22 protein-coding genes are annotated in these 26,106 nt (G+C 40.5%); all 22 read left to right on the top strand.

Translation table 11 applies throughout. The features are described from left to right. Nucleotide 1: 1 nt before the first annotated feature. The 22 genes from infB to yfmF all read left to right on the top strand — a co-directional run bounded on the left by infB (nt 2) and on the right by yfmF (nt 26,105). Nucleotides 2-2,194 carry a translation initiation factor IF-2 gene (gene infB / locus AB1471_RS05555; protein ID WP_367778745.1) on the top strand — a complete coding sequence of 731 codons (2,193 nt, stop codon included), beginning with the start codon at nt 2-4 and terminating at the stop codon, nt 2,192-2,194. Further along, the gene (locus AB1471_RS05550) at nt 2,194-2,472 is read left to right on the top strand and encodes a DUF503 domain-containing protein (RefSeq protein WP_367778744.1); all 279 of its coding nucleotides are present in this window, start codon (nt 2,194-2,196) and stop codon (nt 2,470-2,472) included. The genes infB and AB1471_RS05550 overlap by 1 nt, the downstream gene beginning before the upstream one ends. Before the next feature lie 35 nt (nt 2,473-2,507). Continuing rightward, nucleotides 2,508-2,852 carry a 30S ribosome-binding factor RbfA gene (gene rbfA / locus AB1471_RS05545; RefSeq protein ID WP_367778743.1) on the top strand — a complete coding sequence of 115 codons (345 nt, stop codon included), beginning with the start codon at nt 2,508-2,510 and terminating at the stop codon, nt 2,850-2,852. A 105-nt stretch (nt 2,853-2,957) separates the two neighbouring features. After that, complete coding sequence (truB, locus tag AB1471_RS05540; RefSeq protein ID WP_367778742.1) at nt 2,958-3,875, top strand: tRNA pseudouridine(55) synthase TruB; 918 nt, start codon at nt 2,958-2,960, stop codon at nt 3,873-3,875. A gap of 14 nt (nt 3,876-3,889) precedes the next feature. Beyond that, nucleotides 3,890-4,831, top strand: a complete 942-nt coding sequence (ribF, locus tag AB1471_RS05535) for a bifunctional riboflavin kinase/FAD synthetase (RefSeq protein WP_367778741.1) — start codon at nt 3,890-3,892, stop codon at nt 4,829-4,831. A 137-nt stretch (nt 4,832-4,968) separates the two neighbouring features. Further along, nucleotides 4,969-5,238 (top strand): 30S ribosomal protein S15, encoded by a 270-nt coding sequence (gene rpsO, locus AB1471_RS05530; RefSeq protein WP_367778740.1) that lies wholly within the window; start codon nt 4,969-4,971, stop codon nt 5,236-5,238. A 214-nt stretch (nt 5,239-5,452) separates the two neighbouring features. Further along, nucleotides 5,453-7,567 (top strand): polyribonucleotide nucleotidyltransferase, encoded by a 2,115-nt coding sequence (gene pnp / locus AB1471_RS05525; RefSeq protein WP_367778739.1) that lies wholly within the window; start codon nt 5,453-5,455, stop codon nt 7,565-7,567. A 194-nt stretch (nt 7,568-7,761) separates the two neighbouring features. Further along, a complete protein-coding gene (locus AB1471_RS05520) occupies nt 7,762-9,003 on the top strand; it encodes a M16 family metallopeptidase (protein ID WP_367778738.1) in 1,242 nt (413 codons plus the stop codon). 88 nt (nt 9,004-9,091) lie between these two features. Beyond that, nucleotides 9,092-9,388, top strand: coding sequence for a YlmC/YmxH family sporulation protein (locus AB1471_RS05515; protein ID WP_367778737.1), 297 nt, complete (start codon nt 9,092-9,094; stop codon nt 9,386-9,388). A gap of 15 nt (nt 9,389-9,403) precedes the next feature. Next, nucleotides 9,404-10,321 carry a dipicolinate synthase subunit DpsA gene (dpsA, locus tag AB1471_RS05510; RefSeq protein WP_367778736.1) on the top strand — a complete coding sequence of 306 codons (918 nt, stop codon included), beginning with the start codon at nt 9,404-9,406 and terminating at the stop codon, nt 10,319-10,321. Then, a complete protein-coding gene (locus AB1471_RS05505) occupies nt 10,311-10,913 on the top strand; it encodes a dipicolinate synthase subunit B (RefSeq protein ID WP_367778735.1) in 603 nt (200 codons plus the stop codon). The genes dpsA and AB1471_RS05505 overlap by 11 nt, the downstream gene beginning before the upstream one ends. A gap of 100 nt (nt 10,914-11,013) precedes the next feature. Then, nucleotides 11,014-12,054, top strand: coding sequence for an aspartate-semialdehyde dehydrogenase (locus tag AB1471_RS05500; protein WP_437342338.1), 1,041 nt, complete (start codon nt 11,014-11,016; stop codon nt 12,052-12,054). A 35-nt stretch (nt 12,055-12,089) separates the two neighbouring features. Next, on the top strand, nt 12,090-13,298 hold the full coding sequence (locus AB1471_RS05495) for an aspartate kinase (RefSeq protein ID WP_367778733.1): 1,209 nt from the start codon (nt 12,090-12,092) through the stop codon (nt 13,296-13,298). Nucleotides 13,299-13,303: 5 nt separating this feature from the next. Beyond that, nucleotides 13,304-14,191 (top strand): 4-hydroxy-tetrahydrodipicolinate synthase, encoded by an 888-nt coding sequence (gene dapA / locus AB1471_RS05490; protein ID WP_367778732.1) that lies wholly within the window; start codon nt 13,304-13,306, stop codon nt 14,189-14,191. A gap of 203 nt (nt 14,192-14,394) precedes the next feature. Then, nucleotides 14,395-16,062, top strand: coding sequence for a ribonuclease J (locus AB1471_RS05485; RefSeq protein WP_367778731.1), 1,668 nt, complete (start codon nt 14,395-14,397; stop codon nt 16,060-16,062). Nucleotides 16,063-16,261: 199 nt separating this feature from the next. After that, entirely contained in the window at nt 16,262-18,622 is a 2,361-nt protein-coding gene (locus AB1471_RS05480) for a DNA translocase FtsK (protein ID WP_367778730.1), read from the top strand. A 395-nt stretch (nt 18,623-19,017) separates the two neighbouring features. After that, nucleotides 19,018-19,743 carry a GntR family transcriptional regulator gene (locus AB1471_RS05475; protein ID WP_367778729.1) on the top strand — a complete coding sequence of 242 codons (726 nt, stop codon included), beginning with the start codon at nt 19,018-19,020 and terminating at the stop codon, nt 19,741-19,743. Between the two features lie 53 nt (nt 19,744-19,796). Then, on the top strand, nt 19,797-20,873 hold the full coding sequence (locus AB1471_RS05470; protein WP_367778727.1) for a BMP family lipoprotein: 1,077 nt from the start codon (nt 19,797-19,799) through the stop codon (nt 20,871-20,873). A 277-nt stretch (nt 20,874-21,150) separates the two neighbouring features. Continuing rightward, complete coding sequence (locus tag AB1471_RS05465) at nt 21,151-22,686, top strand: ABC transporter ATP-binding protein (protein ID WP_367778726.1); 1,536 nt, start codon at nt 21,151-21,153, stop codon at nt 22,684-22,686. Next, nucleotides 22,679-23,722: an ABC transporter permease gene (locus tag AB1471_RS05460; RefSeq protein ID WP_367778725.1), complete on the top strand. Its 1,044-nt coding sequence runs from the start codon at nt 22,679-22,681 to the stop codon at nt 23,720-23,722. Before AB1471_RS05465 ends, AB1471_RS05460 begins: the two co-directional genes overlap by 8 nt. Then, complete coding sequence (locus AB1471_RS05455) at nt 23,723-24,679, top strand: ABC transporter permease (RefSeq protein ID WP_367778724.1); 957 nt, start codon at nt 23,723-23,725, stop codon at nt 24,677-24,679. Nucleotides 24,680-24,830: 151 nt separating this feature from the next. Continuing rightward, a complete protein-coding gene (gene yfmF, locus AB1471_RS05450; protein WP_367778723.1) occupies nt 24,831-26,105 on the top strand; it encodes an EF-P 5-aminopentanol modification-associated protein YfmF in 1,275 nt (424 codons plus the stop codon). Nucleotide 26,106 lies beyond the last annotated feature (1 nt).

Below are 26,106 nucleotides of genomic sequence, written 5' to 3'. Positions count from 1 at the left end.
AATGAGTAAATTACGTGTATATGAATACGCAAAAAAACAAAATGTCACCAGTAAAGAAGTGATCGATAAATTAAAAACAATGAATGTTGAAGTGAAAAATCATATGGCAACATTAGAAGGAGAGGCGATCTCAAAATTGGATGCTTCTTATAATAAAGGAAACACACCAGCAGCTAAGCAGAACTCAAAACCTGCTCCTGTAAAACAAGAGAACAAATCAACTAACAACCAACAAGGTCAAGGTGGTCAGCAAGGCAACCGTAGTGCTGGTCCAAAAGGCGGAGGGCAAGCTAACCGCGGAGGACAAGGGAACCGTGGTGGCAACCGTGGACGCAATACAAACCAACGTCCAAATCAGCAAGGTGGAAATCGTGGTGGGAAAAATCGCAACCAAAAATCAAAAACGCCTTACCAACCAATTCCAATGAAGCAAAAAGAGCTTCCAGAAAAAATTACGTTCGTTGAGTCGTTAACGGTTGCTGAACTTGCGAAAAAGCTGCACCGTGAGCCATCTGAGGTTGTGAAAAAGCTCTTTATGCTAGGTGTAATGGCCACAGTTAACCAAGAGCTTGATAAAGATGCAATTGAATTGATTTGTGCAGACTATGGTGTTGAAGTAGAAGAAGAGATTTTAATTGACTCAACCGACCTTGAAACATATTTCGAAGAAGAGCAAGACGCAACAGATTTAACTGAACGTCCATCTGTAGTAACAATCATGGGTCATGTTGACCACGGTAAAACAACACTTCTTGACTCCATTCGTCAAACAAAGGTAACAGAGGGTGAAGCTGGCGGGATTACGCAACATATCGGTGCGTACCAAGTCGCTGTTAATGATAAAAAAATTACATTCCTTGATACACCTGGTCACGCAGCATTTACAACAATGCGTGCACGTGGTGCGAAAGTGACTGATATTACAATTCTTGTTGTAGCTGCGGATGATGGCGTCATGCCACAAACGGTTGAAGCAATTAACCACGCAAAAGCAGCCGAAGTTCCAATTATTATTGCCGTAAACAAAATGGATAAGCCGTCAGCAAATCCAGACCGCGTAATGCAAGAGCTTACTGAACATGGGTTAGTTCCTGAGGCATGGGGTGGAGATACAATTTTTGTTCATGTTTCTGCATTAAATGGTGAGGGAATCGACAACCTATTAGAGATGGTTCTTCTTGTTGGGGAAGTGGAAGAATACAAAGCTAATGCAAAGCGTCGTGCACTAGGTACAGTAATTGAAGCTCAGCTGGATAAAGGCCGCGGTTCTGTTGCAACACTGCTTGTGCAAGATGGTACGCTTCGTGTTGGGGATCCAATCGTTGTTGGTGGTACGTTCGGTCGTGTTCGTGCGATGGTTAATGACTTAGGGCGTCGTGTCAAAGAAGCTGGTCCATCAACACCAGTTGAAATTACTGGCTTAAATGATGTCCCTCAAGCAGGCGATCGGTTCGTTGTATTTGAAGATGAGAAAACAGCTCGTTCAATCGGGGAAACTCGTGCACAACAGGCAATTCAAGCACAGCGTGGGGAAAAAACACGTGTTAGCTTAGACAATCTATTTGAGCAAATGAAACAAGGTGAAATGAAAGATCTTAACGTAATTGTTAAAGGTGATGTTCAAGGTTCTGTGGAAGCAGTTGCCGCATCTCTTCTGAAAATTACTGTTGAAGGTGTAAACATTAAAATCATTCACACAGCTGTTGGTGCAATTACCGAATCTGATATCACACTAGCTGCTGCATCAAATGCAATTGTCATTGGCTTTAACGTTCGCCCAGATACTAACGCAAAACGTGCAGCAGATACAGAACAAGTTGACGTTCGCTTACATCGTATTATTTATAAAGTAATCGAAGAAATTGAATCTGCAATGAAAGGTTTACTTGATCCTGAGTTTGAAGAAAAAGTAATCGGTCAAGCGGAAGTTCGTCAAACATTCAAAGTATCAAAAGTAGGAACGATTGCAGGTAGCTATGTGATTGAAGGTAAAATCACGCGCGATAGCGGCATTCGTTTGCTCCGTGAAGGCGTCGTTGTATTTGAAGGAGAGCTTGATACGCTGAAGCGCTTCAAAGATGATGCGAAAGAAGTAGCAAAAGGGTATGAATGTGGTATTACAGTTAAAAACTACAATGACGTAAAAGAAGGCGATATTTTTGAAGCGTTTATTATGGAAGAGATTAAACGCTAATGATCGCCTATGCGGAATGTGAGTTTCAGCTTTCTCATTCCCACTCGTTGAAAGAAAAGCGGGCCGTATTGCAGCGCGTTCTTTCAAGGGTCAAAAGGCAATACAATGTGTCCATTGCAGAAGTCGATCATCAAGATACATGGCAGCGAACAGCGATCGAACTAGTTGCTGTTGCATCCTCACAACATATAGCAGAGCGAGAATTACATCGTGCGCTTAAGTTAATGGGTTCATTTCCAGAGTGGGAACAGTTAAACGTCACAATCGACTTTTTGTAAAATGGGTGCGGATCATGTAAAGAGGTGAAGTCAATATGTCAGTTCGCTCAAATCGTGTCGGGGAACAAATGAAAAAAGAACTCGGCGATATCATCGGACGGAAAATAAAAGATCCACGTATCGGTTTTGTAACGGTTACAGATGTGGAAGTAACAGGTGACCTTCAACAAGCAACGGTATACATTACTGTTCTTGGAGACAAAGAGCAGCGTGAAAATACGCTTCGTGGTCTTGCAAAAGCGAAAGGCTTTATCCGTACTGAAATCGGACAACGTATTCGCCTGCGTAAAACACCTGAGCTTATATTTGAATTTGATCAGTCAATCGATACAGGGAATCGCATTGAAACATTAATACGTGACCTGAAAGAGCGAGAGTAATAATAGATGGGCAGCAGGCTATCCAGGTATTCCTGGTATATGAGCAGTTAATTTTGCTTATTGGTCTGCTGTCTTTTTTTGTAAAAGGAAGGAGTTGTTTAAACGATGGATGGAATTTTACCCTTATGGAAAGAACCTGGCATGACGTCTCATGACTGTGTATTTAAAGTGAGAAAAATTCTCCGCATGAAAAAGGTTGGACATACCGGTACACTAGATCCAGATGTTGATGGTGTGTTACCGATTTGCTTGGGGCGTGCAACAAAAATCGCGGAATATATAACTGATGCTGGGAAATCGTATCGTGCTGAAGTGACGATCGGTTTTTCAACGACGACTGAGGATGCAAGTGGAGATATTGTTGAACAAAAATCTGTTAGAAGAAAGTGGACAGCAATCCAACTTGAATCCATTTTAGATTCGTTTATTGGATCTATTGAGCAAACTCCTCCAATGTACTCTGCCGTTAAAGTAAATGGCAAGCGACTATATGAATATGCAAGGCAAGGAATCCATGTTGAACGACCAACTAGAATGATAACGATTCATCACATAAAACTAGATGAGGGCTCTATTGTTACAAACAGTGATGTTTTGAAATTTTCAATCGATGTGGCGTGTGGCAAAGGGACATACATTCGTACCCTTGCAGTCATGATAGGAGAAGCAATGGGTTACCCTGCACATATGTCAAAGCTAACTCGTACGGAATCAGCCTCAATGACAAAAAAAGATTGCTTAACCTTAACCGAGCTAGCTGAGCTTGCAGAAAATTCTAATGCCGTTTTAAGCCCATTGATACCCCTTGAAAGAGGGATTTCTCAATTGAAGAAACTACGTATAAGTGGTACAGTAGCAATGAAAGTTATGAATGGCGCCGTGTTGCCTATCCCTAGTGACTGGCCTGCAATCTCGGATGAGCCAGTGGCTCTTTATGAAGAAGAACGAGCGCTTGCTATTTATCACGTACATCCAACCAAAGAAGGTCTGATCAAACCAGTAAAAGTTCTTTGGATTGAGTGAGAAAGGAATCTTCGATGCAGGTAATTACATTACATCATCCACATACATATCAAGAGGAAGATTTCCCGAAATTATCTATTGCGCTCGGTTTTTTTGATGGCGTACATTTAGGGCATCAACGCGTGATACAGACTGCGATTGATTATGCTCAAACCCACGAGCTTAAGAGCGCTGTGATGACATTTAACCCTCATCCATCTGTTGTACTTAGTTCAAAAAAAAAGGAAATCGATTACTTAACCTCACTTGAGCGTAAACTTGATTTATTTGAAAAGTTAGGTCTTGATTATGTATTTGTTGTACGGTTTACATCTAGTTTTGCAAGTCTTGAACCACAGCAATTTGTGGATAACTATTTATTACCTCTACATGTCGCTCATGTTACAGCTGGATTTGATTATTCATATGGCAAATTAGGACGAGGTACCATGGAAACGTTGCCTTTCCATTCACGACAACGTTTTACGCATACCATCGTCAACAAGCTTGAAGATGATAAAGAAAAAATTAGCTCTACACGCATTCGTCAAACGTTAAAAGAAGGTAAAGTAGATGAGGCAAGGGGGCTACTTGGCTATTCTTATCAGCTTGAGGGAACTGTTGTTCATGGAGATAAAAGAGGGCGCAAAATCGGTTTTCCAACGGCAAATGTTCAATGTGTTCAAGATGGATTGATCCCAGCTACTGGTGTTTATGCTGTTCGACTAAATGTCATTGGTAATTGGTATGATGGCGTCTGTAACATTGGATTTAAACCGACATTTACATCACCAGACGTTAAAAAGCTTACGGTCGAAGTTCATTTATTTGATTTTGATCATAGTATCTATGGTGAACAAGTAGTGATAGAATGGCACAAACGAATCAGAAGCGAACAGCGATTTAACGGTATTGACGAACTTGTCGCACAAATAGACAAAGATAAAATGATTGCACTCGACTATTTTGATCGATAATAGCGTACAGTTGCAGGAAATGTTACACTATGGTATGCTAAATAAGCATGAACATGAACCGTTGCTTGGCAATTCGAATACTCCAACGATTGCTCGGTAATTGGCGAATAAAAACTATTTTACAGGAGGTTTTACAAATGGCTATTACTCAAGAACGCAAGAACGAACTAATTCAAGAATACCGTACACACGAAGGGGACACTGGTTCTGCTGATGTACAAATTGCTATCCTTACTGAAGAGATCAACAACCTAAACGAACACCTACGCACTCACAAGAAAGATCACCACTCACGTCGTGGACTTCTTAAAATGGTAGGTCGTCGTCGTAACTTGTTGACTTATTTACGTACTAATGAGGTTGCTCGTTACCGTGAACTAATCAACAAACTTGGCTTGCGCCGTTAATAATGACTGTCGAAAAGCGGGACTTGTCCCGCTTTTTTATTAGCAAAAAAATGCTGCGAGTTGGGTTTGACATCCCTTTTGTGCGGCAAGCAGCCTGTATTTTTGTATACATTACATAGTTGTTAAGCACACTACGTGCATTAGTATAAAAAGAGTTTGAGTAGGAACGAATGCTCAGGTATCTTCAATGTGAAAAGAAGAAAGGGGTTTTATTATGGATCAAGAAAAACAGATATTCTCCATGGATTGGGCTGGCCATACATTAACGGTAGAAGTTGGTCAATTAGCTAAACAAGCAAGTGGAGCTGCACTTATTCGCTATGGCGATACAGTTGTCTTAAGCACAGCAGTAGGATCAAAAGAACCAAAACCGCTTGATTTCTTTCCTTTAACGGTAAATTACGAAGAGCGCATGTACTCAGTGGGGAAAATCCCTGGAGGGTTTATTAAGCGTGAAGGTCGTCCAAGTGAACGTGCTGTTTTAACAAGCCGTCTAATTGACCGTCCTATCCGTCCTCTTTTCCCAGATGGCTTCCGTAATGATGTTCAAATCATGAGCATGGTCATGAGTGTAGAACAAAACTGTTCATCTGAAATGGCTGCAATGTTGGGCTCTTCTCTTGCTTTATCTGTATCAGATATTCCATTCGGTGGTCCGATTGCAGGTGTAATGGTAGGTCTTGTTGATGATAAATTTATTATTAACCCTACGATTGAACAACAAAACAACAGTCAAATGGAGCTAATCGTAGCTGGGACAAAAGACGGAATCAACATGGTAGAAGCGGGTGCTTTTGAAGTGCCGGAAGAAACGATGTTAGAAGCGATTATGTTTGGTCATGAAGAAATTAAACGATTGATCCAGTTCCAAGAAGAAATTGTGGCTGCAACCGGTAAAGAAAAGCGAGATATTAAGTTAAGTGAACTAGATAAAGATGTTGCATCTCGAGTGTCTGATCTTTCAGGAGATAAGCTAAATTCAGCTGTTCAAACACAAGAAAAGCATGCGCGTGAAGAAGCGATTTCTACTGTGAAACAAGATGTGTTAGCTGTTTATGAAGAAGAAGCGGATGACGCAACGATCAAAGAAGTTAAAAAAGCGCTTGATAAAATGGTGAAAGAAGAAGTTCGCCGTCAAATTACGCAAGATAAAATTCGCCCGGATGGACGTAAGCCAGATGAAATCCGTCCATTATCTTCTGAAGTAGGAATGTTACCAAGAACGCACGGATCTGGTTTATTTACACGTGGACAAACTCAAGCCTTAAGTATTGCAACGCTTGGTGCTCTTGGTGACGTGCAAATTATTGATGGACTTGGTGTGGAAGAATCAAAGCGATTCATGCACCACTACAACTTTCCATTGTTTAGTGTTGGAGAAACCGGCCCAATTCGTGGACCAGGTCGCCGTGAGATTGGTCATGGTGCGCTAGGTGAACGGGCACTTGAAAAAGTATTACCTGATGAACAAGACTTCCCGTATACGATCCGCCTTGTATCTGAAGTGCTAGAATCAAATGGTTCTACCTCTCAAGCAAGTATTTGTGCGAGTACACTTGCGATGATGGATGCGGGCGTTCCATTGAAAGCGCCAGTTGCTGGTATTGCGATGGGTCTTGTTAAATCGGGTGAAGATTACACAATTTTAACTGACATTCAAGGAATGGAAGATCACCTTGGAGACATGGACTTTAAAGTTGCGGGTACGGCTAAAGGAGTAACTGCTCTTCAAATGGATATTAAAATCGATGGCTTAACGCACAAGATTTTAGAAGAAGCACTTCTCCAAGCAAAAGCGGGAAGACTGCATATTTTAGAATCGATGATTGCCACAATCAAAGAGCCTCGTACGGAGCTTTCTGATTATGCACCGAAGATCATCCAACTGAAAATCAATCCAGATAAAATTCGTGACGTTATTGGACCAAGCGGTAAGCATATTAACAAAATCATTGAAGAAACAGGTGTTAAAATTGACATCGAGCAAGACGGTACAGTATTCATTGCTTCAACTGATTCTAAAATGAATGCAAAAGCAAAAGAAATTATTGAAAGCATGGTGCGTGAAGCCGTTGTTGGACAAGTTTATCTTGGAAAAGTAAAACGCATTGAAAAATTCGGCGCGTTTGTTGAAATTTTCAGCGGAAAAGATGGTCTTGTACACATTTCTGAGCTTCAAGAAGAGCGCACAAACAAGGTTGAAGATATCCTGAAACTTGGCGATGAAATTGAAGTGAAAGTGACTGAAATTGATAACCAAGGCCGTGTGAACCTATCACGTAAAGCGGTTATTCGTGAAAAACGTGAAAAAGAAGAACAATCTAAGTAAGTAATAGAAAACCGACTAAAAAAATTCTTTAGTCGGTATTTTTTGTGGTATTAAAACGGTTGATATTCAGACAGTGATAGTATGAAATAAACCAAAATACATGAAATATATGGACAAAAGTAGTAAAATGAAAGGTAGTTTGTTGTTGTAGGGGGATTAGTATACCTACGCTTAATTTTTAAGGAGATGTTTTAATGATTAATCGTCATACTTGCCAAAATGGATTACGTATTGTGTTAGAACCAATTCCTACTGTTCGTTCTGTCGCGATTGGAGTTTGGATTGGAGCAGGTTCTCGTTATGAGAAAAAAGAGAACAATGGGATTTCGCATTTCTTAGAACATATGCTTTTTAAAGGAACAAAAGATAGATCAGCACGTGAGATCGCGGAAGCATTTGATAGCATAGGCGGCCAAGTAAATGCTTTTACATCAAAAGAATACACGTGTTACTACGCAAAAGTTATGGATAACCACGCCTTACATGCATTAAATGTACTAGGAGACATGTTTTTTAACTCAACATTTGACCCAACAGAACTTGAAAAAGAAAAGAATGTTGTGTTAGAAGAAATTAAAATGTACGAGGATACGCCAGATGACATCGTTCACGATCTTTTAGGTGAAGCTGTGTATGGCTCCCATGCATTAGGTTATCCGATTATTGGAACAGAAGAAACCATTCGTTCATTTGACCAAGATGCGTTAAAAAACTATGTGTACGAGATGTATTCGCCAGATCAAATTGTTGTATCGATAGCGGGAAATGTGGATGAGTCGTTTATCAAAGAAGTGGAAGCGCTTTTCGGAAGCTATACCAGCAGCGAAGCGAAAGAGTATTCTATTGAACCACCTATGTTCCACAATCGTCAGAAGATGAAGAAAAAAGAAACAGAACAGGCTCATCTATGTATCGGCTTTGATGGTTTACCTATCGGTCATGAAGATAGTTATAGCTTAATTGTCATGAACAATGTCCTTGGTGGGAGTATGTCATCAAGGTTATTCCAAGAAGTGCGTGAAGAACGAGGACTTGCGTATTCAGTATTCTCGTATCATTCTGCGCATCGTGATAGCGGAATGTTGACTGTATACGCGGGAACGGGTGCGGAACAACTAGATTCTTTATATGAAACAATTCAAGCGACCCTTTCTACATTTAAACAAGAGGGGATGTCTACTAAAGAATTACTTTTTGCTAAAGAGCAGCTCAAAGGAAACTTAATGCTCGGCTTAGAAAGTACCAATGCACGCATGAGCCGCAACGGGAAAAATGAACTCATGCTAAAGAGCCATCGTACAATGGATGAAGTGATTGATCGAATTGACTCAGTTACCCAAAAATCGGTTAAAGCCGTAGCGGAACGAGTGTTAACGGATGATTTCGCTGTATCACTTATTTCCCCGAATGAAATGAAGCCTAAATCATTTGCATAACTGCTTATGAAGTATCCAGAAAAGCCTTAAGCCCGCACTCATTATGCGGGCTTTTTTTCATATAATGAACAAAGGAGAGTGAAGTGAAATGAAACTAAGTGAATTGAGTGGAAAAGAAATTATTCACATTCAGCGTGCGGAAAGAATGGGAGTTTTAGGGGAGACGGATGTTGAGTTTAATCCTGAAACAGGAGCAGTTGAAGCGGTTCTTGTGCCTCTTGGTCGATGGCCATCATTTCAAAAAAATCAAAAAGAACTTGCGATTCCATGGCGGTCAATTCGTACGATTGGTGACGAAATGATTTTAATTGATCAGGACGATGACCAACCGTCGTCACAGAAGGAGCCGATCCTACATACAATAGGACAGAACGAAGACCAGTGAAATGAGTGAGCTTAGATGAGAGAAACGTCAAGCTTAAATGGCTACGACATAGCCATTGTTGGAGGAGATGCAAGGCAGAAAGAAATCGCTCATCACTGCCAGCTGTGTGGAGCGAATGTTTATTTAGTTGGCTTTGATCAGTTAGCAATGACAGAGCCAGGGTTTACGAAACTAGACTGTGATGAAGTACCGTATGAAGAGCTGGATGCCATTGTTTTCCCCGTAAGTGGAGTAGGGGAAGAAGGTGCTGTCCGCTCTTCGTTTTCAAGTAAATCTGTGACGCTCAATCGAGATCGTTTGATCGAGCTTCCTGAATCATGTTTGTTATTTTCAGGTATTAAAACAACTTGGCTGGAAAGTTTGCAGAGAAAAGTTATTTATTTATTGGATAAAGATGAGATTGCGATTCAGAATTCAATCCCGACAGCTGAAGGTGTGCTATGGCTACTTTTGCAACATACCGATCATACAATTCATGGAGCTACTATGCTTGTCACAGGTTTTGGTCGGGTGGGAATGACGGTTGCACGAACCTTAAAAGCACTTGGAGCGAATGTTATTTGTGGAACGGCAAGCAGTAGTGAAAAGGCACGCATAGTAGAGATGGGTATGAAACCACTTGATTTGCGAAATCTGGGTGATCGTCTTCCTCATTGTGATGCGTGGATTAACACGATTCCCTCAGAGAAAGTTTTCCCACAGGACGTCATAAACAGCATGTCGCGCAACTGTTTAATAATTGAACTGGCTTCTGGACCAAAAGCGATTGATCAACAAAAGGCGGATTTACTTGGTTTCCGCTATATCGACGCACCAAGCTTACCAGGATTAATTGCACCAAAAACAGCAGGTCTAATTTTAGCATCTAGTATTATAAAGCGCATGAACGACCGCGAAAAAAACGGACATCAGGAGGACGATCATGACCTTTAAAGGAAAACGCATAGGTTTTGGCTTAACTGGATCACACTGTACGTATCATGAAGTTTTTCCCGAAATTGAAAAGCTTGTGGAGCTTGGAGCAGATGTTCAACCTGTTGTAAGCTTCACAATGCAACAAACGAACACGCGATTTGGCGAGGGTGAAGAATGGATTCAGCGAATTGAAGAGGTCACAAAAAATAAAAGTATCCGAACAATCGTGGATGCGGAGCCACTTGGACCGAAAATTCCGCTTGACTGTATGGTCATCGCTCCTTTAACAGGAAATTCATTAAGTAAACTTGCTAATGCGCTAACCGATTCGCCTGTTTTGATGGCAGCAAAAGCGACGCTACGAAATAGCAAACCCGTTGTCATCGCTATTTCAACGAACGATGGTCTTGGATTAAACGGAGTAAATGTGATGTGTCTTATGGCCACTAAAAACATTTACTTTGTACCATATGGCCAGGACGACCCGATCTATAAACCAAACTCGCTTGTCGCACATATGGAGCATATACCTGAAACGATTCTAGCTGCATTGCAAGGTCGACAGGTTCAACCAGTGTTAAAAGAAAAAATACAAAGTAAAAGAGATTGAGATATCAAGAAGAAAGATGATACAATGTGACGTATAAAAAAACACACACTAGTGCTTTATCTGTGTAATACGTCAATGGATAGAAGCGGGAAGGGGACTTATCTTGAAAAAGTATCATGTAGCAATTGTAGGAGCAACTGGAGCAGTCGGCACACAAATGTTGTCGATTTTGGAGCAACGTCAATTTCCTATTGAAAAACTAACGCTCTTATCCTCTGCACGTTCAGCAGGACAATCACTTCGCTATAACGGTCAATCGGTGACGATTCAAGAAGCGACACCAGATAAATTTAAAGGGGTAGATATTGCCTTATTCTCAGCAGGGGGAAGTGTATCGAAAGAATTGGCGCCTGCTGCTGTAGAGCATGGAGCTATCGTGATTGATAATACAAGTGCGTTTCGTATGGATCCAAATGTCCCTCTTGTCGTACCTGAAGTAAATGAGCTAGATCTTCAAGACCACAAAGGCATTATCGCCAATCCAAACTGTTCGACGATCCAAATGGTGGTTGCGCTTGAACCGATTCGTCAAGCAATGGGACTGAAGAAAGTGGTTGTCTCGACTTACCAAGCTGTTTCTGGAGCGGGAGTTCATGCAATTGATGAAATGAAAAATCAATCACAATCAATCTTAAATGGTGAAAAACCTGAAGCGAAAATTCTTCCAGTAAAGGGTGCAGATCATCATTTTCCAATCGCATTCAACGTTGTTCCTCAAATCGATGTATTTGATTCAAACGGATATACGTTTGAAGAAATGAAAATGATCAATGAAACAAAGAAAATCATGCATATGCCTTCTTTGAAAGTGTCGGCAACATGTGTGCGCTTACCAGTGGAAACGGGACATTCAGAGTCTGTTTATATTGAAGTGGATGAAGAAGGAAAGAACGTGGCTGATATGCACCAGCTATTAGAATCAGCTTCAGGTGTTGTTTTACAAGATTCTCCTCATGAGCAAATTTACCCAATGCCAAGTACGTCAGCTGGTGAGCTAGAAGTTTTTGTTGGTCGTGTACGCCAAGATTTAGATGAGCCAAATGGGTTTCATTTATGGATCGTATCAGATAATTTATTAAAAGGTGCTGCATGGAATTCTGTACAAATTGCAGAAAGTTTACTTAAGCTGAAACTCGTCTAGTCTTCTCACTCTGAATGAAAGAGAGGAGTGCTGTAATGAGCATCGTTGTTCAAAAGTTTGGTGGAAGCTCTCTTACAACGAATGATTTAAGACAGAAAGCAGTGACACGGGTAAAAGATGCAGTCAATGATGGTCGTAAATCAATTGTCGTTGTGTCAGCGCAAGGGCGTTTTGGCGACCCTTATGCGACGGATACACTGCTTTCATTGATTGATCCAAATCAACAAATGCTTATTTCAGATGAGCAACAATCGTTATTGCTGTCTTGTGGTGAAGTTATTTCAGCTGTTGTGTTTTCGCACGAGTTAGCTAGTCAAGGGGTTCCATGCCAAGTGATGACAGCACGCGAAGCGCAAATTTTAACGGATGATGAATTTCGTCAAGCATCAATTAAAAAGGTGAGTGCACAGCCAATTATAGACGCGTTTAAAGAAGTTGATGTTGTCGTAGTTACAGGCTTTCAGGGGATAAGGCAAGATGGTAAATTAACTACGCTTGGTCGTGGTGGAAGTGACACCACGGCATCTGCTTTAGCTTGTGGCGTTGGAGCAGACTCTATTTACATTTATACGGATGTAGATGGGGTCATGAGTGGTGATCCTACCGTAGTGGATGCTCCAACTACCCTCCATTCTATTTCCTACGATGAAGCGTGCCATATAGCATACCAAGGAGCAAAAGTCATTCATCCAAATGCAGTTGAATGGGCAAAACGCTATCGCATTCCACTGTGGATTGGGCCGTTAGCTGGAAACATTGGGACGTGGGTTGGACAACAGAAAGAATATAATGCTAAACGTGCAATTCAATCGATTTCTGCAATTAAGGACCTTGCTCAAGTTCGCGTATCAGCTCATGATTACGATCGTATTTTTCAAATTGTAGCTGAGCAAGGAATCAGTATTGATCTTATTTCCATCCATCCTAATGAAGTGAGGTTCACGATTGAAGGTTATGCCGTAAAATTCGTGAAATCAATTTTAGAGAAAAAAGGTTTTAAGCCGGAAATCATTGACCATGTTGCAAAAATTGCATTGATCGGAGAAGGGATGAAAGGAAAGCCTGGAATTACTTCGACAATTGTGACAACGTTAACTCGCCATAATATTCAGATTTTACAAACGGCAGATAGCCATATGACGTTTTGGGTCCTTGTGGATGAACAACATGCAGATGCAGCACAAAAACGCTTACATGAACAATTTATTTTGACACCATCATTAACTTTGAGCAAACAGGAGTGAACAACATGGATTTTGGACTTGTTTCAACCGCGATGGTTACCCCATTTACAGACCAAGGGACGATCGATTTTGAGTTAACAACAAATTTAGTGAATTATCTTTTAGAAAATGGCACAGACTCTCTTGTCGTTGGAGGTACAACTGGTGAGTCACCAACCCTTTCAATCGATGAGAAAACTGCGCTATTCAAGCACGTGGTGGACGTGGTAAATGGCCGTGTTCCTGTGATAGCAGGAACAGGTAGCAACAATACACAAGGCTCGATTGACTTGTCACAAAAAGCAGCAACAGCAGGTGTAGATGCGTTAATGCTCGTTGCGCCTTACTATAACAAACCAAATCAAGAAGGCTTGTATCAGCATTTTGCAGCGATTGCAAAGGCTGTCGACTTGCCGATAATGATCTACAACATTCCTGGGCGATCAGCAGTTAATATTATGCCAGCAACAATCAAACGTTTGGCACAAATCGATAATATCGTTGCAGTTAAAGAAGCAAGTGGTAATTTGGATCAAATGACAGATATTTTATCGAATACTGGTGACGATTTCCTCGTTTATAGTGGTGATGACGGGCTGACTTTGCCGTTACTTGCTATTGGTGGTCATGGTATAGTTTCTGTAACTTCTCACATTGCAGGAAACGAGATGCAACAGATGATCGCTGCATTTAAAGAAGGTCGTTTTAAAGAAGCAGCATTATTGCATCAGCAGCTATTACCTTTAACAAGAGCTCTTTTTGCTCAGCCAAACCCAGCACCAGTAAAGGTTGCGTTGGCTGATAAAGGCGTTTCATGTGGCGGATTACGATTACCACTCGTGCCTTTACTTAAAGAAGAAATAACCTCTCTCCGCAAGATTGTAGAACGATTTAATCAACAAGTAAACCATTAAAGATATACGAAATCATCTAAGCTGTGCCTAGCTTGGATGATTTTCATTTGTACATACAAAAGTGAAAGAGGCTCGCAAAGCCTAGGAAAGCAAGTCAATTTGTATGGCTGTGTTTTATTAACGTGTACAGTTTGACTGCGATCAAGTATAATGAACACAACTGTTGAAAGAATGGGTAATAAGATTTATAGGAGGAAACGGGATTGGCTAAAGTAATAAATGAAAAAATAAAAATCATCCCACTCGGTGGAGTAGGCGAAATTGGTAAAAATATGTACGTCATTGAAGTAGACGAAGATTTATTTGTGATTGATTCTGGATTGATGTTTCCAGAAGAAGAAATGTACGGAATCGATATCGTCATTCCTGACTTCAACTATCTTGAAACGAATAATGACCGAGTGAAAGCGATCTTTTTAACACATGGGCATGACGATGCGATCGGCTCACTTCCATATTTGCTTGAAAAAGTGAAAGCGCCTGTGTATGGCTCTAAGCTGACGATTGCTTTAGCAAAAGCTGGATTGAAGGAATATGGCTTTAAAGAACGAGTTAAGTTCTTTGTTGTACACGAAAAAAGTAACATGAAGTTTGATACCGTGAACGTAACGTTTTTTGCAACAACGCATAGCATACCAGATTCACTTGGTATCGCTATTCATACATCTGAAGGTGCAATCGTACATACAGGTGAGTTTAAATTTGATCAATCTGCTAAAGGTGCCTACGCTTCTAATATCGGTAAAATGGCCAAGCTAGGTGAAAAAGGTGTATTTGCTTTGCTTTCAGATAGTACAGAAGCAGAACGTCCTGGTCATGCAACTTCTGAGTCAGTTGTCTGTAACCATGTAGCTTCAAGCTTTAATAAAGCAAAGGGACGTATCATTGTTACATGCTATGCGTCAAACTTGATTCGTATTCAGCAAGTATTTGACGTTGCTAGTAAAACAGGACGTAAAGTTGCAGTGATTGGTGAAGCAGTTGAAAAAGTCGTTAACGTGGCATCTCGATTAGAGTATCTGACATATGACGAAGAAACACGCATTGAACTTGCTGACATTGATCAATACCAAGATGATGAAATCGTTATTATCTTATCCGGAACACACGATGAGCCGTTTAAAGTAATGGAAAACATGGCGAATCAAACGCATGAAGCAATCAACATCCAAGAAGGCGACACGGTTTTAATTACATTCACTCCTTCACCAGGAATGGAAGTTTATTTGTATCGCTCGATAAATGAATTATCACGAGCGGGTGCAAACGTACTAACAGCAAGAAAAAATGTTCATGTTTCAGGGCACGGTAGCCAAGAAGATTTGAAAATGATGATTAACTTAATGAAACCAAAGTACTTTATCCCCATTCAAGGAGAGTATCGTCATTTAATAACCCATGCGCGTATTGCGGAAGAGACAAGCGTCCCTCGTTCAAATATTTTCATTGCGGATAAGGGAGACATTGTTGAATATCAAGGCGGAAAAATGAAAATGAGCGGTCGTGTTCAAACGGGCAATGTACTGATTGATGGAAAAGGTGTTGGCGATGTTGGAAATATCGTCCTTCGTGACCGTCGATTACTATCTCAAGACGGCGTATTGCTTGTTGTTGTCACGTTGAACCGAAGAACAAAATCGATCGCAGCAGGTCCAGAAGTGATTTCTCGTGGTTTTGTTTATGTGCGTGAATCAGAAAAACTAATGGAAGAATCTACAACACTTGTACGCAACATTGTTGAGAAGAATGTGGAAAACCGCACGTTTGACTGGTCAAGCATCAAACAAGAAATTCGTGATTCATTGAATCATCTTCTGTACACAAAAACAAAAAGAAGACCAATGATTTTGCCGATTATAATGGAAGTCTAAAACGAAGGTAAAAGAGGCCGTATAAGGTGACAAGACACGGCGAGCTCTGCCCTGACGCTATGGCAGTGATTGACTTGTGATCTCGAGCGGCTAGCATCTCGAAGCAGGATGCAATGATAAGTTATGTGAAAAAAGGAAAAGCAGGCAGCCTCGTTGTCTGCTTTCTTTTTTCAATTTCGTTAATGGAGTAGGTGATCTTGTGGCAAAAAAATCAAAATCGTCCGCTAAACAAAAGAGGACCCCAGCAAAAAAAAGGAGTTCAAAGAAGAAAACAGCCCCACTTACATATGAATTACTTGGAATCGGTCTCATTGCGCTTGCGCTTATTGCCCTTTTTCAACTTGGACCAGTCGGTAGAGGTTTAATGAATGTTGCAACATACATCTTCGGCAATTTTAAATTACTGTTGCCGATTACTGTCATCGTGATATCTTTTTATCTTGTGATCTATCGTGCCATTCCTAATTTCAAACACAGGATTGCTGTCGGACTTTACTTTGTGATGAGCAGTGTCTTTCTTTTTTCCCATGTTCTGCTGTTTGATCAACTTTTAGATACAGCAAGTTTGCAATCATCTAGTGCATTTCGTCAAACGCATGAAGAGTTGATGAAAAGTGGTACAACGAATGTGGGAGCAGGGATGACAGGTGCGCTTCTTTATGCTACTTTTTACTTTTTATTTGCTTCAACAGGAGCAAAGATTGCCAGTATTACCATTTTCATTGCTGGGATTATCATGATGTCTGGAAGATCGCTTGGTTCGGTTGTGCGATCTGCTCTATCAACAATCGTACAGTGGGTAAGAGATTCGTGGGTATCACTTATGGAAGAAAGACGTGAGAAGGCTGAACAAAAGAAAGAGAAGAAAAAAGCTGATCAAATTGCAAGACGTTCAGGGAAGGCAGTAAAAGTTGAACAAAAGAATGACAACGGAGATTTGGACGATGAAGTCATTTATCCACGTGAGGAAGATTCTTTCGAGCCACTAATTTCAAGTTTTGCTGAGAAAGTGACGATCCCGCCTCAAATACCAAATTCTACTGAGGAGAAAAAAACAACACCCACTGAAGAAAAGGTAGAAGTTGAGGAAATTGTTGATTCAACAATTGGAGTTGCAGTAGTGGAAAACAAAGATTACAAGCTTCCTACGATCGATCTATTGTCGATGCCTCCTCATGCTGATCAAAGTAATGAATATAAAGCTATTCAGCGTAATGCTTCTAAGCTTGAAAAAACATTTCAAAGTTTTGGTGTACGTGCAAAAGTGACGCAGGTGCATTTAGGTCCTGCTGTTACAAAGTATGAAGTTCACCCTGATGTTGGTGTGAAAGTAAGTAAAATAGTTAGTCTAAATGATGACCTTGCGCTTGCGTTAGCTGCAAAAGATATTCGAATTGAGGCGCCGATTCCAGGAAAGTCAGCTATCGGCATCGAAGTACCAAACTCAGAAGTAGCAATGGTTTCTTTACGTGAGGTACTCGAGGCACAAGGGAAGGAACGTGATTCATCTAAACTGTTGATTGGACTTGGCCGAGATATTACCGGAGAAGCACTTGTTGCAGAGTTAAATAAGATGCCTCACCTACTCGTTGCTGGCGCGACAGGAAGCGGGAAAAGTGTTTGTATCAACGGGATTATTATTTCAATTTTAATGCGAACAAAACCACATGAAGTGAAGCTAATGATGATTGATCCAAAAATGGTTGAGCTCAATGTGTATAATGGTGTGCCTCATTTATTGGCGCCCGTTGTAACAGATCCAAAAAAAGCTTCACAAGCGCTTAAAAAAGTGGTGAGTGAAATGGAACGTCGTTATGACCTTTTTTCACATTCGGGAACGAGAAATATTGAAGGCTACAATGAACACATTCGACGTCATAATGATAAAAATGCAGAAAAGCAGCCACAATTACCTTACATTGTTGTGATCGTAGACGAGTTAGCCGATCTAATGATGGTTGCGTCCAATGAAGTAGAAGATGCTATTACAAGACTTGCTCAAATGGCACGTGCGGCGGGGATTCATTTAATCATTGCAACACAAAGACCTTCTGTAGATGTGATTACGGGCGTCATTAAGGCGAATATCCCTTCTCGAATTGCGTTTGCAGTATCATCACAAATTGATTCTCGTACCATTTTAGATTCGGGTGGAGCAGAAAAGTTGTTAGGAAGAGGCGACATGCTCTTTATGCCGATCGGTGCGAATAAACCCGTACGTGTCCAAGGTGCGTTTTTAAGTGATCAAGAAGTAGAAGACGTCGTTAATTTTGTCATTGAGCAGCAAAAAGCACAATATCAAGAGGAAATGATTCCAGACGATATTCCAGAAGCATCAATGGAACAAGTAGATGATGAGTTGTACGATGAAGCTGTCGCACTCATCGTCGATATGCAAACGGCATCGGTTTCAATGTTACAGCGTAGGTTCCGAGTAGGCTACACACGAGCAGCGCGACTCATAGATGCAATGGAGCAGCGTGGTGTTGTTGGTCCATATGAAGGAAGTAAGCCTAGAACCGTGCTTGTGTCAAAACAAGCCGAAGACCTGAATCAATAATTAATAAAAAGAACAGCAGAGACCAGTCCCTTGCTGTTCTTTTTTCTTTACTCCACACAAATAGTCCCCCAATCCAATAAGTACTTTCCTAAAATTACACTTACCAACAAATGAGTTATACTATTGATATCGCTTTCATTATTTTAGTGATCAAGAGAAAAAATAGAATAAGTTATATTATTTTACAAATATACCATTAAAAGATATTATATTTAGTAAATATTGTTATTTTTGTTATACTTTCAACATCATTGCACCGAATTATAAAAATATTTTGATTAAAATCTATGAATCTATTCCTTTTCATTTTATAAAGTGTTATAGTATTTTCGATTAGTAGGGATGATATACATCAGATGTCTGATGTCTCAAAAAAATTGGTGGTGGTTCCGGTCATGACAATCAAAACAGATAATAGACACCTTTATCTCCAAGTGATTGATCGTCTTAAAAAAGACATCGATAGGGGTATCTATAAAGAAAAAGAACGTCTCCCTTCTGAATTTGATCTTTCTCGTAAGCTTGGTATAAGCCGTGCAACATTGCGAGAAGCACTTAGAATACTAGAAGAAGAGAATCGGATCGTTCGACGCCATGGAGTGGGTACGTTTGTCTGTGCAAAGCCGCTTTTCACATCTGGAATTGAGCAATTATACAGTGTGACAGATATGATTAAGCAAGCTGGCATGGAACCAGGTACAGTTTTATTAAGCTCAACCAGTCAAGGCCCTACAGATGAAGATCTGACCCGTTTTGATTGTACACCAGAAGACGAATTAACTGTCATCGAGCGTGTTAGAACAGCGGGTGGAGATCCAGTCGTGTATTGCGTAGACAAAATGCCAGCCTCGTTGTTGCCGACATCCTTTACCCATCAAGATGGGTCTATGTTCTCGTTTTTGAAAGAGAACGGGCGATTTTTAATCTCACATGCTGTAACACACATTGAGCCTGTTGGTTACCACGAAAAGGTGTCTCCTATATTAGGTTGTGAGCCAGAAACAGCACTTCTTGTCCTTAAGCAGCTTCATTTTGATGAAGAGGATCAGCCGATTTTGTACTCTGTGAATTATTTCAGGGCAGACAGCTTCAGTTTTCATGTCGTTCGCAAGCGTGTTTAATTCGTAATACCATTCCTACTAATACACGAAAATTATTTAGGAGGTAACTGAAAATGAAAAAACGTAAATTTGGTTTAGCACTATCAATGTTTTTAGCTGCAGGAACCATTCTTGGAGCATGTGGTACTGATGATGCGGATAAAGACGGTGGAGGAGACGATGCTTCTACTGGAGAAACGAGTGACTTCTCAGTTTCAATGGTAACAGATACTGGGGGCGTGGATGACAAATCATTCAACCAATCTGCATGGGAAGGTCTTGAGGCTTTGGGAGCTGATTATGACCTTGAAAAAGGTGTTGGCGGATACGACTATTTCCAATCAAACAACGAGGCTGACTATGTAACAAACCTTAAGACGGCAGCACGAAACAATTTCGACCTTGTTTTCGGAATTGGATACTTACTTGAAGAACCAATCAAGCAAGTTGCTGAACAAGAAGAAGATACAATGTTTGCGCTTGTTGACGCAGTTGCAGAACTTGATAATATCGCTTCCATCACATTCACAGATCACGAAGGTTCTTTCCTTGTAGGTGTTGCAGCAGGATTGCAAACGAAAACAAATAAAATTGGCTTTATAGGTGGTACTGATTCAGATTTAATTAACAAATTCGCAGCAGGCTTTAAAGCGGGTGTAGAAGCGGTTAATCCAGATGCTGAAATAGACATTAACCTTACTGGAGGTTTTAGTGACGCTGCACGTGGACAACAACTGGCAGCATCTATGTACGGTGGCGGAGCTGACATAATTTATCACGCAGCAGGTGAAACAGGTACTGGTGTATTCACTGAAGCTAAAAATCTTAAGCAACAAGAACCAGAACGTGAAATCTTCGTTATCGGAGTGGACCGTGACCAAGAAGAAGAGGGTGCACTTACAGTTGAGGGTGAAGATTACAACGTAACACTTACTTCAATGGTTAAACGCGTTGACGTTGCTGTACAAGATATTTCGAAACGTGCAATGGAAGGCGACTTCCCAGGTGGAGAAGTAATTGAGTACGGAATCGAAGAAGAAGGAATTTTAGTCGCTGAAACGAATCTTTCTCAAGAAATTCTTGATGAAGTAGAAAGCTACAAACAACAAATTGTTGATGGTGAAATTGACGTTCCATTAACAATGGAATAATACAAAAGCAAATGGGAATGGATGGCCGGTATCTTCCGGCCTGATGTTCTCTCTATTTCATTCTTAAAAAATGAAGAACGAAAAGCGGTTGTACTAGATGACATCTATTTTTATTTTATGTGAAGGCACTATGTGAATTTCAAAAAATGCTAACTGAAAAAGGGAAGCATACTTCTCGTTTTCATTTAGCATTTTTGATCAAATAAGTGAATGGTACTAATAAAAGAAGTCGGACATCAATCCACTGACTTCTTAATCATAGAAGGAGTGATACCGGATGGATTATGTTATCGAGATGCTGAACATCCGCAAAGAATTCCCTGGCATTGTAGCGAATGACAATATTACGCTACAACTTAAAAAGGGGGAAATTCATGCGCTGTTAGGAGAAAACGGCGCTGGTAAATCAACATTGATGAATGTCTTATTCGGTCTTTATCAGCCAGAACAAGGTGAAATTAAAGTGAAAGGTAAGAAGGTACATATCACCAACCCGAATGTGGCTAATGAACTTGGCATAGGGATGGTTCACCAACATTTCATGTTAGTTGAATCCTTTACTATAACTGAAAATATTGTCCTCGGTATTGAACCAAAAAAAGGACTTACGATTGATATGAAAAAAGCAGAAAAGGAAGTTCAAGCAATTTCTGATCGTTATGGATTACGTGTAGATGCTACCGCTAAAATTTCAGACATTTCAGTCGGTATGCAGCAACGAGTTGAGATTCTGAAAACACTGTACCGCGGAGCAGAAATGTTAATCTTTGACGAGCCAACAGCTGTATTAACACCTCAAGAAATAAATGAACTGACACAAATTTTCCGAACGCTTATTAAAGAAGGGAAATCGATCATTTTAATTACACACAAGCTAAAAGAAATAATAGAAGTATGTGATCGAGTGACAGTTATCCGTAAAGGTGTTGGAATTGATACAGTTGACGTTGAAGGTACAACACCTAACGAACTTGCTAGTTTAATGGTTGGTCGTGAAGTTCTTTTTAACACAAAAAAAACACCAGCACAACCGAAAGAAACAGTTCTAGACATCGCTAAATTGAATGTCAAAGATTCTCGTGGTGTGATGTCAGTAAAAGATCTGGACCTAACAGTACGTGCTGGAGAAATCGTTGGAATTGCTGGGGTAGATGGCAATGGACAATCTGAATTGATCGAAGCGATTACAGGCCTTAAAAAGTCAAGTTCAGGTTCAATCAAATTGAACGGCAAGGAACTCTCATCTTTAAAACCAAGAAAAATCACTGAATCTGGAGTAGGACATATTCCTCAAGATCGTCATAAACACGGCCTCGTGCTTGATTTTTCAATTGGGGACAACATGCTCCTCCAAACATACTATCAATCTCCTTATTCGAAGCGAAGTATGCTAAACAATCGAGAGATCAATAAGCAAGCGAAAAAACTAATTGCTGAATTTGATGTGAGAACACCTTCAGAATGGACGGAAGCACGGGCACTTTCGGGCGGTAACCAGCAAAAGGCAATTATAGGTCGGGAAGTTGACCGGAACCCAGACGTGTTGATTGCTGCACAACCAACACGCGGACTTGATGTGGGAGCTATTGAGTTTATCCATCAACGTTTAATTGACCAACGTGATAAAGGAAAAGCGGTACTCCTATTATCATTTGAATTGGATGAAATTATAAATGTTAGTGATCGCATCGCGGTTATTTATGAAGGAAGCATCGTAGCGATCGTGGATCCGAAAGAAACGACTGAGCAAGAGTTAGGTCTTCTTATGGCAGGATCGAAGAGAAAGGAAGCAGGTGAAGATACGCATGTCTAATCGTGTACTAACGATTCTAATTCCAATTATATCTGTCCTTTTAGGTCTAATTGTTGGTGCAATTGTCATGAGCGTCTCTGGCTTTAACCCAATTGAAGGTTATGGCGCACTCATTAAAGGTGCAGTGGGTGATAGCTTTTATCTAGGTGAGACGATAAGACAAATTACACCCTACATTTTTGCAGGACTTGCCGTTGCATTTGCTTTTCGTACAGGACTTTTTAATATTGGGGTTGAAGGTCAATTACTCGTTGGGTGGACTGCATCTGTGTGGGTGGGGTTAGCGTTTGATCTACCAAAAATTATTCACTTACCAATGGCGGTTTTAGCTGGTGCGCTAGCAGGAGCACTTTGGGCGTTTATTCCAGGTATATTAAAAGCCCGATTACGTGTTCACGAAGTAATTGTAACCATTATGATGAACTACATCGCTTTACATTTCGTTAATTACTTAATTCGATATGTTATTTCAGATGAACAAAATACAACGGAAAGAGTTCCAGAGTCTGCATCTTTAAAGTCTCCCTTATTAGAAACGTTAACAGATTATTCAACGCTGCATTATGGAATCTTTTTAGCACTCGCAGGAGCGATCGTTTTTTGGGTGATTTTAGAAAAAACAACAAGTGGTTTTGAATTACGTTCTGTCGGCTTGAATCAACATGCTTCGGAATATGCAGGTATGAACGTGAATCGTAACATTGTTCTTTCAATGGTCATTTCCGGTGCATTTGCAGGACTAGCTGGTGCGATGGAAGGACTTGGAACATTCGGCTATGGATTTATTCATGATTCGTTTTCCGGGGTTGGTTTTGACGGAATCGCGGTTGCCCTTCTTGGTGGAAATATAGCTATTGGAGTTGTGTTAGCTGCTGCACTATTCGGTATTTTAAAGCAAGGTGCATTGATTATGCCTTTAGAATCTGGTGTACCAACTGAATTAGTTGAAATCGTTATTGCGATTATTATATTCTTTGTGGCTTCAAGTTATATTATTGCGTACTTGTTAAGACGTTTCAAAAAGGGGGCGAATTAAATGGATATCGTGTCGGCATTCGAAATTTTGGTTAAATCCATGCTCTTCGCATCAGCCCCACTTATCTTAACTGCTCTTGGTGGCGTGTTCTCTGAACGTTCAGGTGTTGTAAATATTGGTCTTGAAGGCTTAATGGTTATTGGTGCTTTTGCTGCAGTCGTGTTTAACCTAACATTTGCCTCAACATTTGGAGCTGCAACTCCTTGGGTAGCTCTACTAGCGGCAATGGGAATTGGTGGATTGTTTTCCTTGATACACGCAGTTGCATCGATTACATTCCGCGCTAATCAGGTTGTTAGTGGTGTCGCAATCAACTTCTTAGCAGTTGGACTTGGTGTATTTTTAGTCAAAGCTTGGTATGGTGCTGGCCAAACGGCGAAAATTCCTGTACCGATGTATTATACCCAAATTCCTATTTTATCGGATATTCCGGTTATCGGGCCGATGTTCTTTAATAACTATTTAACATCGTACCTCGCGATTATTGTTGCGATTATTGCCTGGTTTGTACTGTTTAAAACACCTTTTGGGTTACGACTACGATCAGTTGGCGAGCACCCGCTTGCAGCTGATACGATGGGGATTAACGTGTTTAAAATGCGTTACATTGCGGTGTTTATTTCCGGAGTTCTTGGGGGACTCGGTGGTGGTGTTTATGCACAAACTATTTCACAAGATTTTAGTGGAGGTACAATCACTGGACAAGGATTTATCGCATTGGCTGCGGTGATCTTCGGCAAATGGCATCCACTAGGTGCGATGGGTGCTGCATTATTCTTTGGTTTAGCACAAAGTTTAGCAATTATAGGGGGAAGTTTCCCATTACTTTCTGACGTGCCGAACTGGGCTCTACTGTCAGCACCATATATCCTAACGATTCTTGCACTTGCAGGATTTATCGGACGAGCTGATGCGCCTAAAGCAATTGGCACGCCATATATAAAAGGTAAACGATAGTAAACGATCGACAAAAAAGCTGGCTAATGTTAGCCGGCTTTTTGTATATCTAAACTTGAGATTACAAGTACATAGAATGTATAGTGAACACATGGAATATAAATACTATGATGAGGTGGCGGTGAGTTCAGCTGCCAGAAGGAGCGAAGCGATGACGATTGAACCGAAAACGGTGAAACATCAAGGATTATCGATCCATACCATTCAAACAAAACAATTTAAAACGAATCTGATGGTTATTAAATTTCGAGCACCTTTACGAAAAGAAGACGTAACAGCAAGAGCTCTGTTACCGTATGTTCTTCAAAGTGGAACACAAAAATGGCCCACAACTGCAACATTTCGCACTCATCTTGATGATCTATATGGGATGAATGCAAGTGTAGATGTGAGTAAAAAAGGTGAATCACACATTTTGAGTTTTTCAGTGGATGTGGCAAATGAGCGTTATTTACAAGACAACACACCATTGACAAAAGAAGCGGTTGATGTGCTAGCGGAGATGTTATTTAACCCGCTTTTAGAAGGCGAAGGCTTTTCATCAAAAATTGTAGAACAAGAAAAACGCTCCTTAAAACAACGATTAGAAACAGCGCGCGATGATAAAATGCGCTATGCTTCACAACGTTTAATTGAAGAAATGTGTGAAGGTGAGCCATTCGCGCTTTATCCAAACGGCGAGATTGATGAAGTTGATTCGATTACACCGAAGCAATTATATGAAGTGTACAAACGCATGATGGCTGAAGATACAATTGATCTTTATATCGTCGGAGACATAGAAGAGAGCAATGTTGTGAAAGAATGCGAAATCAAACTATCATTTAGTGTTCGCGAACCTCTCCCAAGAGAAAAAGCAACGTATACTCAAAAGGAAGAACCAAAGAAAATTGTAGAAAAGCAATCAGTAAAACAAGGAAAGCTTAATATAGGTTATCGAACAGGTACTGTATATGGAGATGACGACTACATCCCACTTGTAATGATGAACGGCATTTTAGGTGGATTTCCTCACTCGAAACTATTTATTAATGTTCGCGAAAAAGAGAGCTTAGCGTATTATGCAGCGAGTCGAATTGAAAGCCATAAGGGCTTGATTCTAATCATGTCAGGTGTGGATCCTGGTAAAATAGATCGCGCACAGACGATTATTCAAGAACAGCTTACTGCGGTTCAACAAGGAGACATTTCTGACAAAGAAGTTTCTCAAACACGTGCGGTGATGAAAAATCAAATGCTTGAAACACTAGATGCGGCTAGAGGGATCGTGGAAGTTCTGTACCAAGGTGTAGTAGCAGGTACAAACTTGACGATTGATGAATGGTTTTCCAAAATTGATGAGACAACCAAGAAATCAATTGTGGATGTAGCACAAAAAGTTCAACTTGATACGACTTATGTGTTAACTGGGAAGGAGGAAGCCTAAG

Origin of the sequence: Jeotgalibacillus marinus (assembly GCF_040801915.1) — a bacterium.
GTDB classification, from domain to species: Bacteria; Bacillota; Bacilli; order Bacillales; family Jeotgalibacillaceae; genus Jeotgalibacillus; species Jeotgalibacillus marinus.
The sequence above is the reverse complement of the archived record's forward strand: the minus strand, read 5'-3'. Positions and strand labels throughout refer to the sequence as shown.

Excerpts from the sequence above, each read along its gene's own strand:
- infB (WP_367778745.1), top strand. The coding sequence starts at position 2 with ATGAGTAAATTACGTGTATATGAATACGCAAAAAAACAAAATGTCACC.
- AB1471_RS05550 (WP_367778744.1), top strand. The coding sequence starts at position 2,194 with ATGATCGCCTATGCGGAATGTGAGTTTCAGCTTTCTCATTCCCACTCG.
- rbfA (WP_367778743.1), top strand. The coding sequence starts at position 2,508 with ATGTCAGTTCGCTCAAATCGTGTCGGGGAACAAATGAAAAAAGAACTC.
- truB (WP_367778742.1), top strand. The coding sequence starts at position 2,958 with ATGGATGGAATTTTACCCTTATGGAAAGAACCTGGCATGACGTCTCAT.
- ribF (WP_367778741.1), top strand. The coding sequence starts at position 3,890 with ATGCAGGTAATTACATTACATCATCCACATACATATCAAGAGGAAGAT.
- rpsO (WP_367778740.1), top strand. The coding sequence starts at position 4,969 with ATGGCTATTACTCAAGAACGCAAGAACGAACTAATTCAAGAATACCGT.
- pnp (WP_367778739.1), top strand. The coding sequence starts at position 5,453 with ATGGATCAAGAAAAACAGATATTCTCCATGGATTGGGCTGGCCATACA.
- AB1471_RS05520 (WP_367778738.1), top strand. The coding sequence starts at position 7,762 with ATGATTAATCGTCATACTTGCCAAAATGGATTACGTATTGTGTTAGAA.
- AB1471_RS05515 (WP_367778737.1), top strand. The coding sequence starts at position 9,092 with ATGAAACTAAGTGAATTGAGTGGAAAAGAAATTATTCACATTCAGCGT.
- dpsA (WP_367778736.1), top strand. The coding sequence starts at position 9,404 with ATGAGAGAAACGTCAAGCTTAAATGGCTACGACATAGCCATTGTTGGA.
- AB1471_RS05505 (WP_367778735.1), top strand. The coding sequence starts at position 10,311 with ATGACCTTTAAAGGAAAACGCATAGGTTTTGGCTTAACTGGATCACAC.
- AB1471_RS05495 (WP_367778733.1), top strand. The coding sequence starts at position 12,090 with ATGAGCATCGTTGTTCAAAAGTTTGGTGGAAGCTCTCTTACAACGAAT.
- dapA (WP_367778732.1), top strand. The coding sequence starts at position 13,304 with ATGGATTTTGGACTTGTTTCAACCGCGATGGTTACCCCATTTACAGAC.
- AB1471_RS05475 (WP_367778729.1), top strand. The coding sequence starts at position 19,018 with ATGACAATCAAAACAGATAATAGACACCTTTATCTCCAAGTGATTGAT.
- AB1471_RS05470 (WP_367778727.1), top strand. The coding sequence starts at position 19,797 with ATGAAAAAACGTAAATTTGGTTTAGCACTATCAATGTTTTTAGCTGCA.
- AB1471_RS05465 (WP_367778726.1), top strand. The coding sequence starts at position 21,151 with ATGGATTATGTTATCGAGATGCTGAACATCCGCAAAGAATTCCCTGGC.
- AB1471_RS05460 (WP_367778725.1), top strand. The coding sequence starts at position 22,679 with ATGTCTAATCGTGTACTAACGATTCTAATTCCAATTATATCTGTCCTT.
- AB1471_RS05455 (WP_367778724.1), top strand. The coding sequence starts at position 23,723 with ATGGATATCGTGTCGGCATTCGAAATTTTGGTTAAATCCATGCTCTTC.
- yfmF (WP_367778723.1), top strand. The coding sequence starts at position 24,831 with ATGACGATTGAACCGAAAACGGTGAAACATCAAGGATTATCGATCCAT.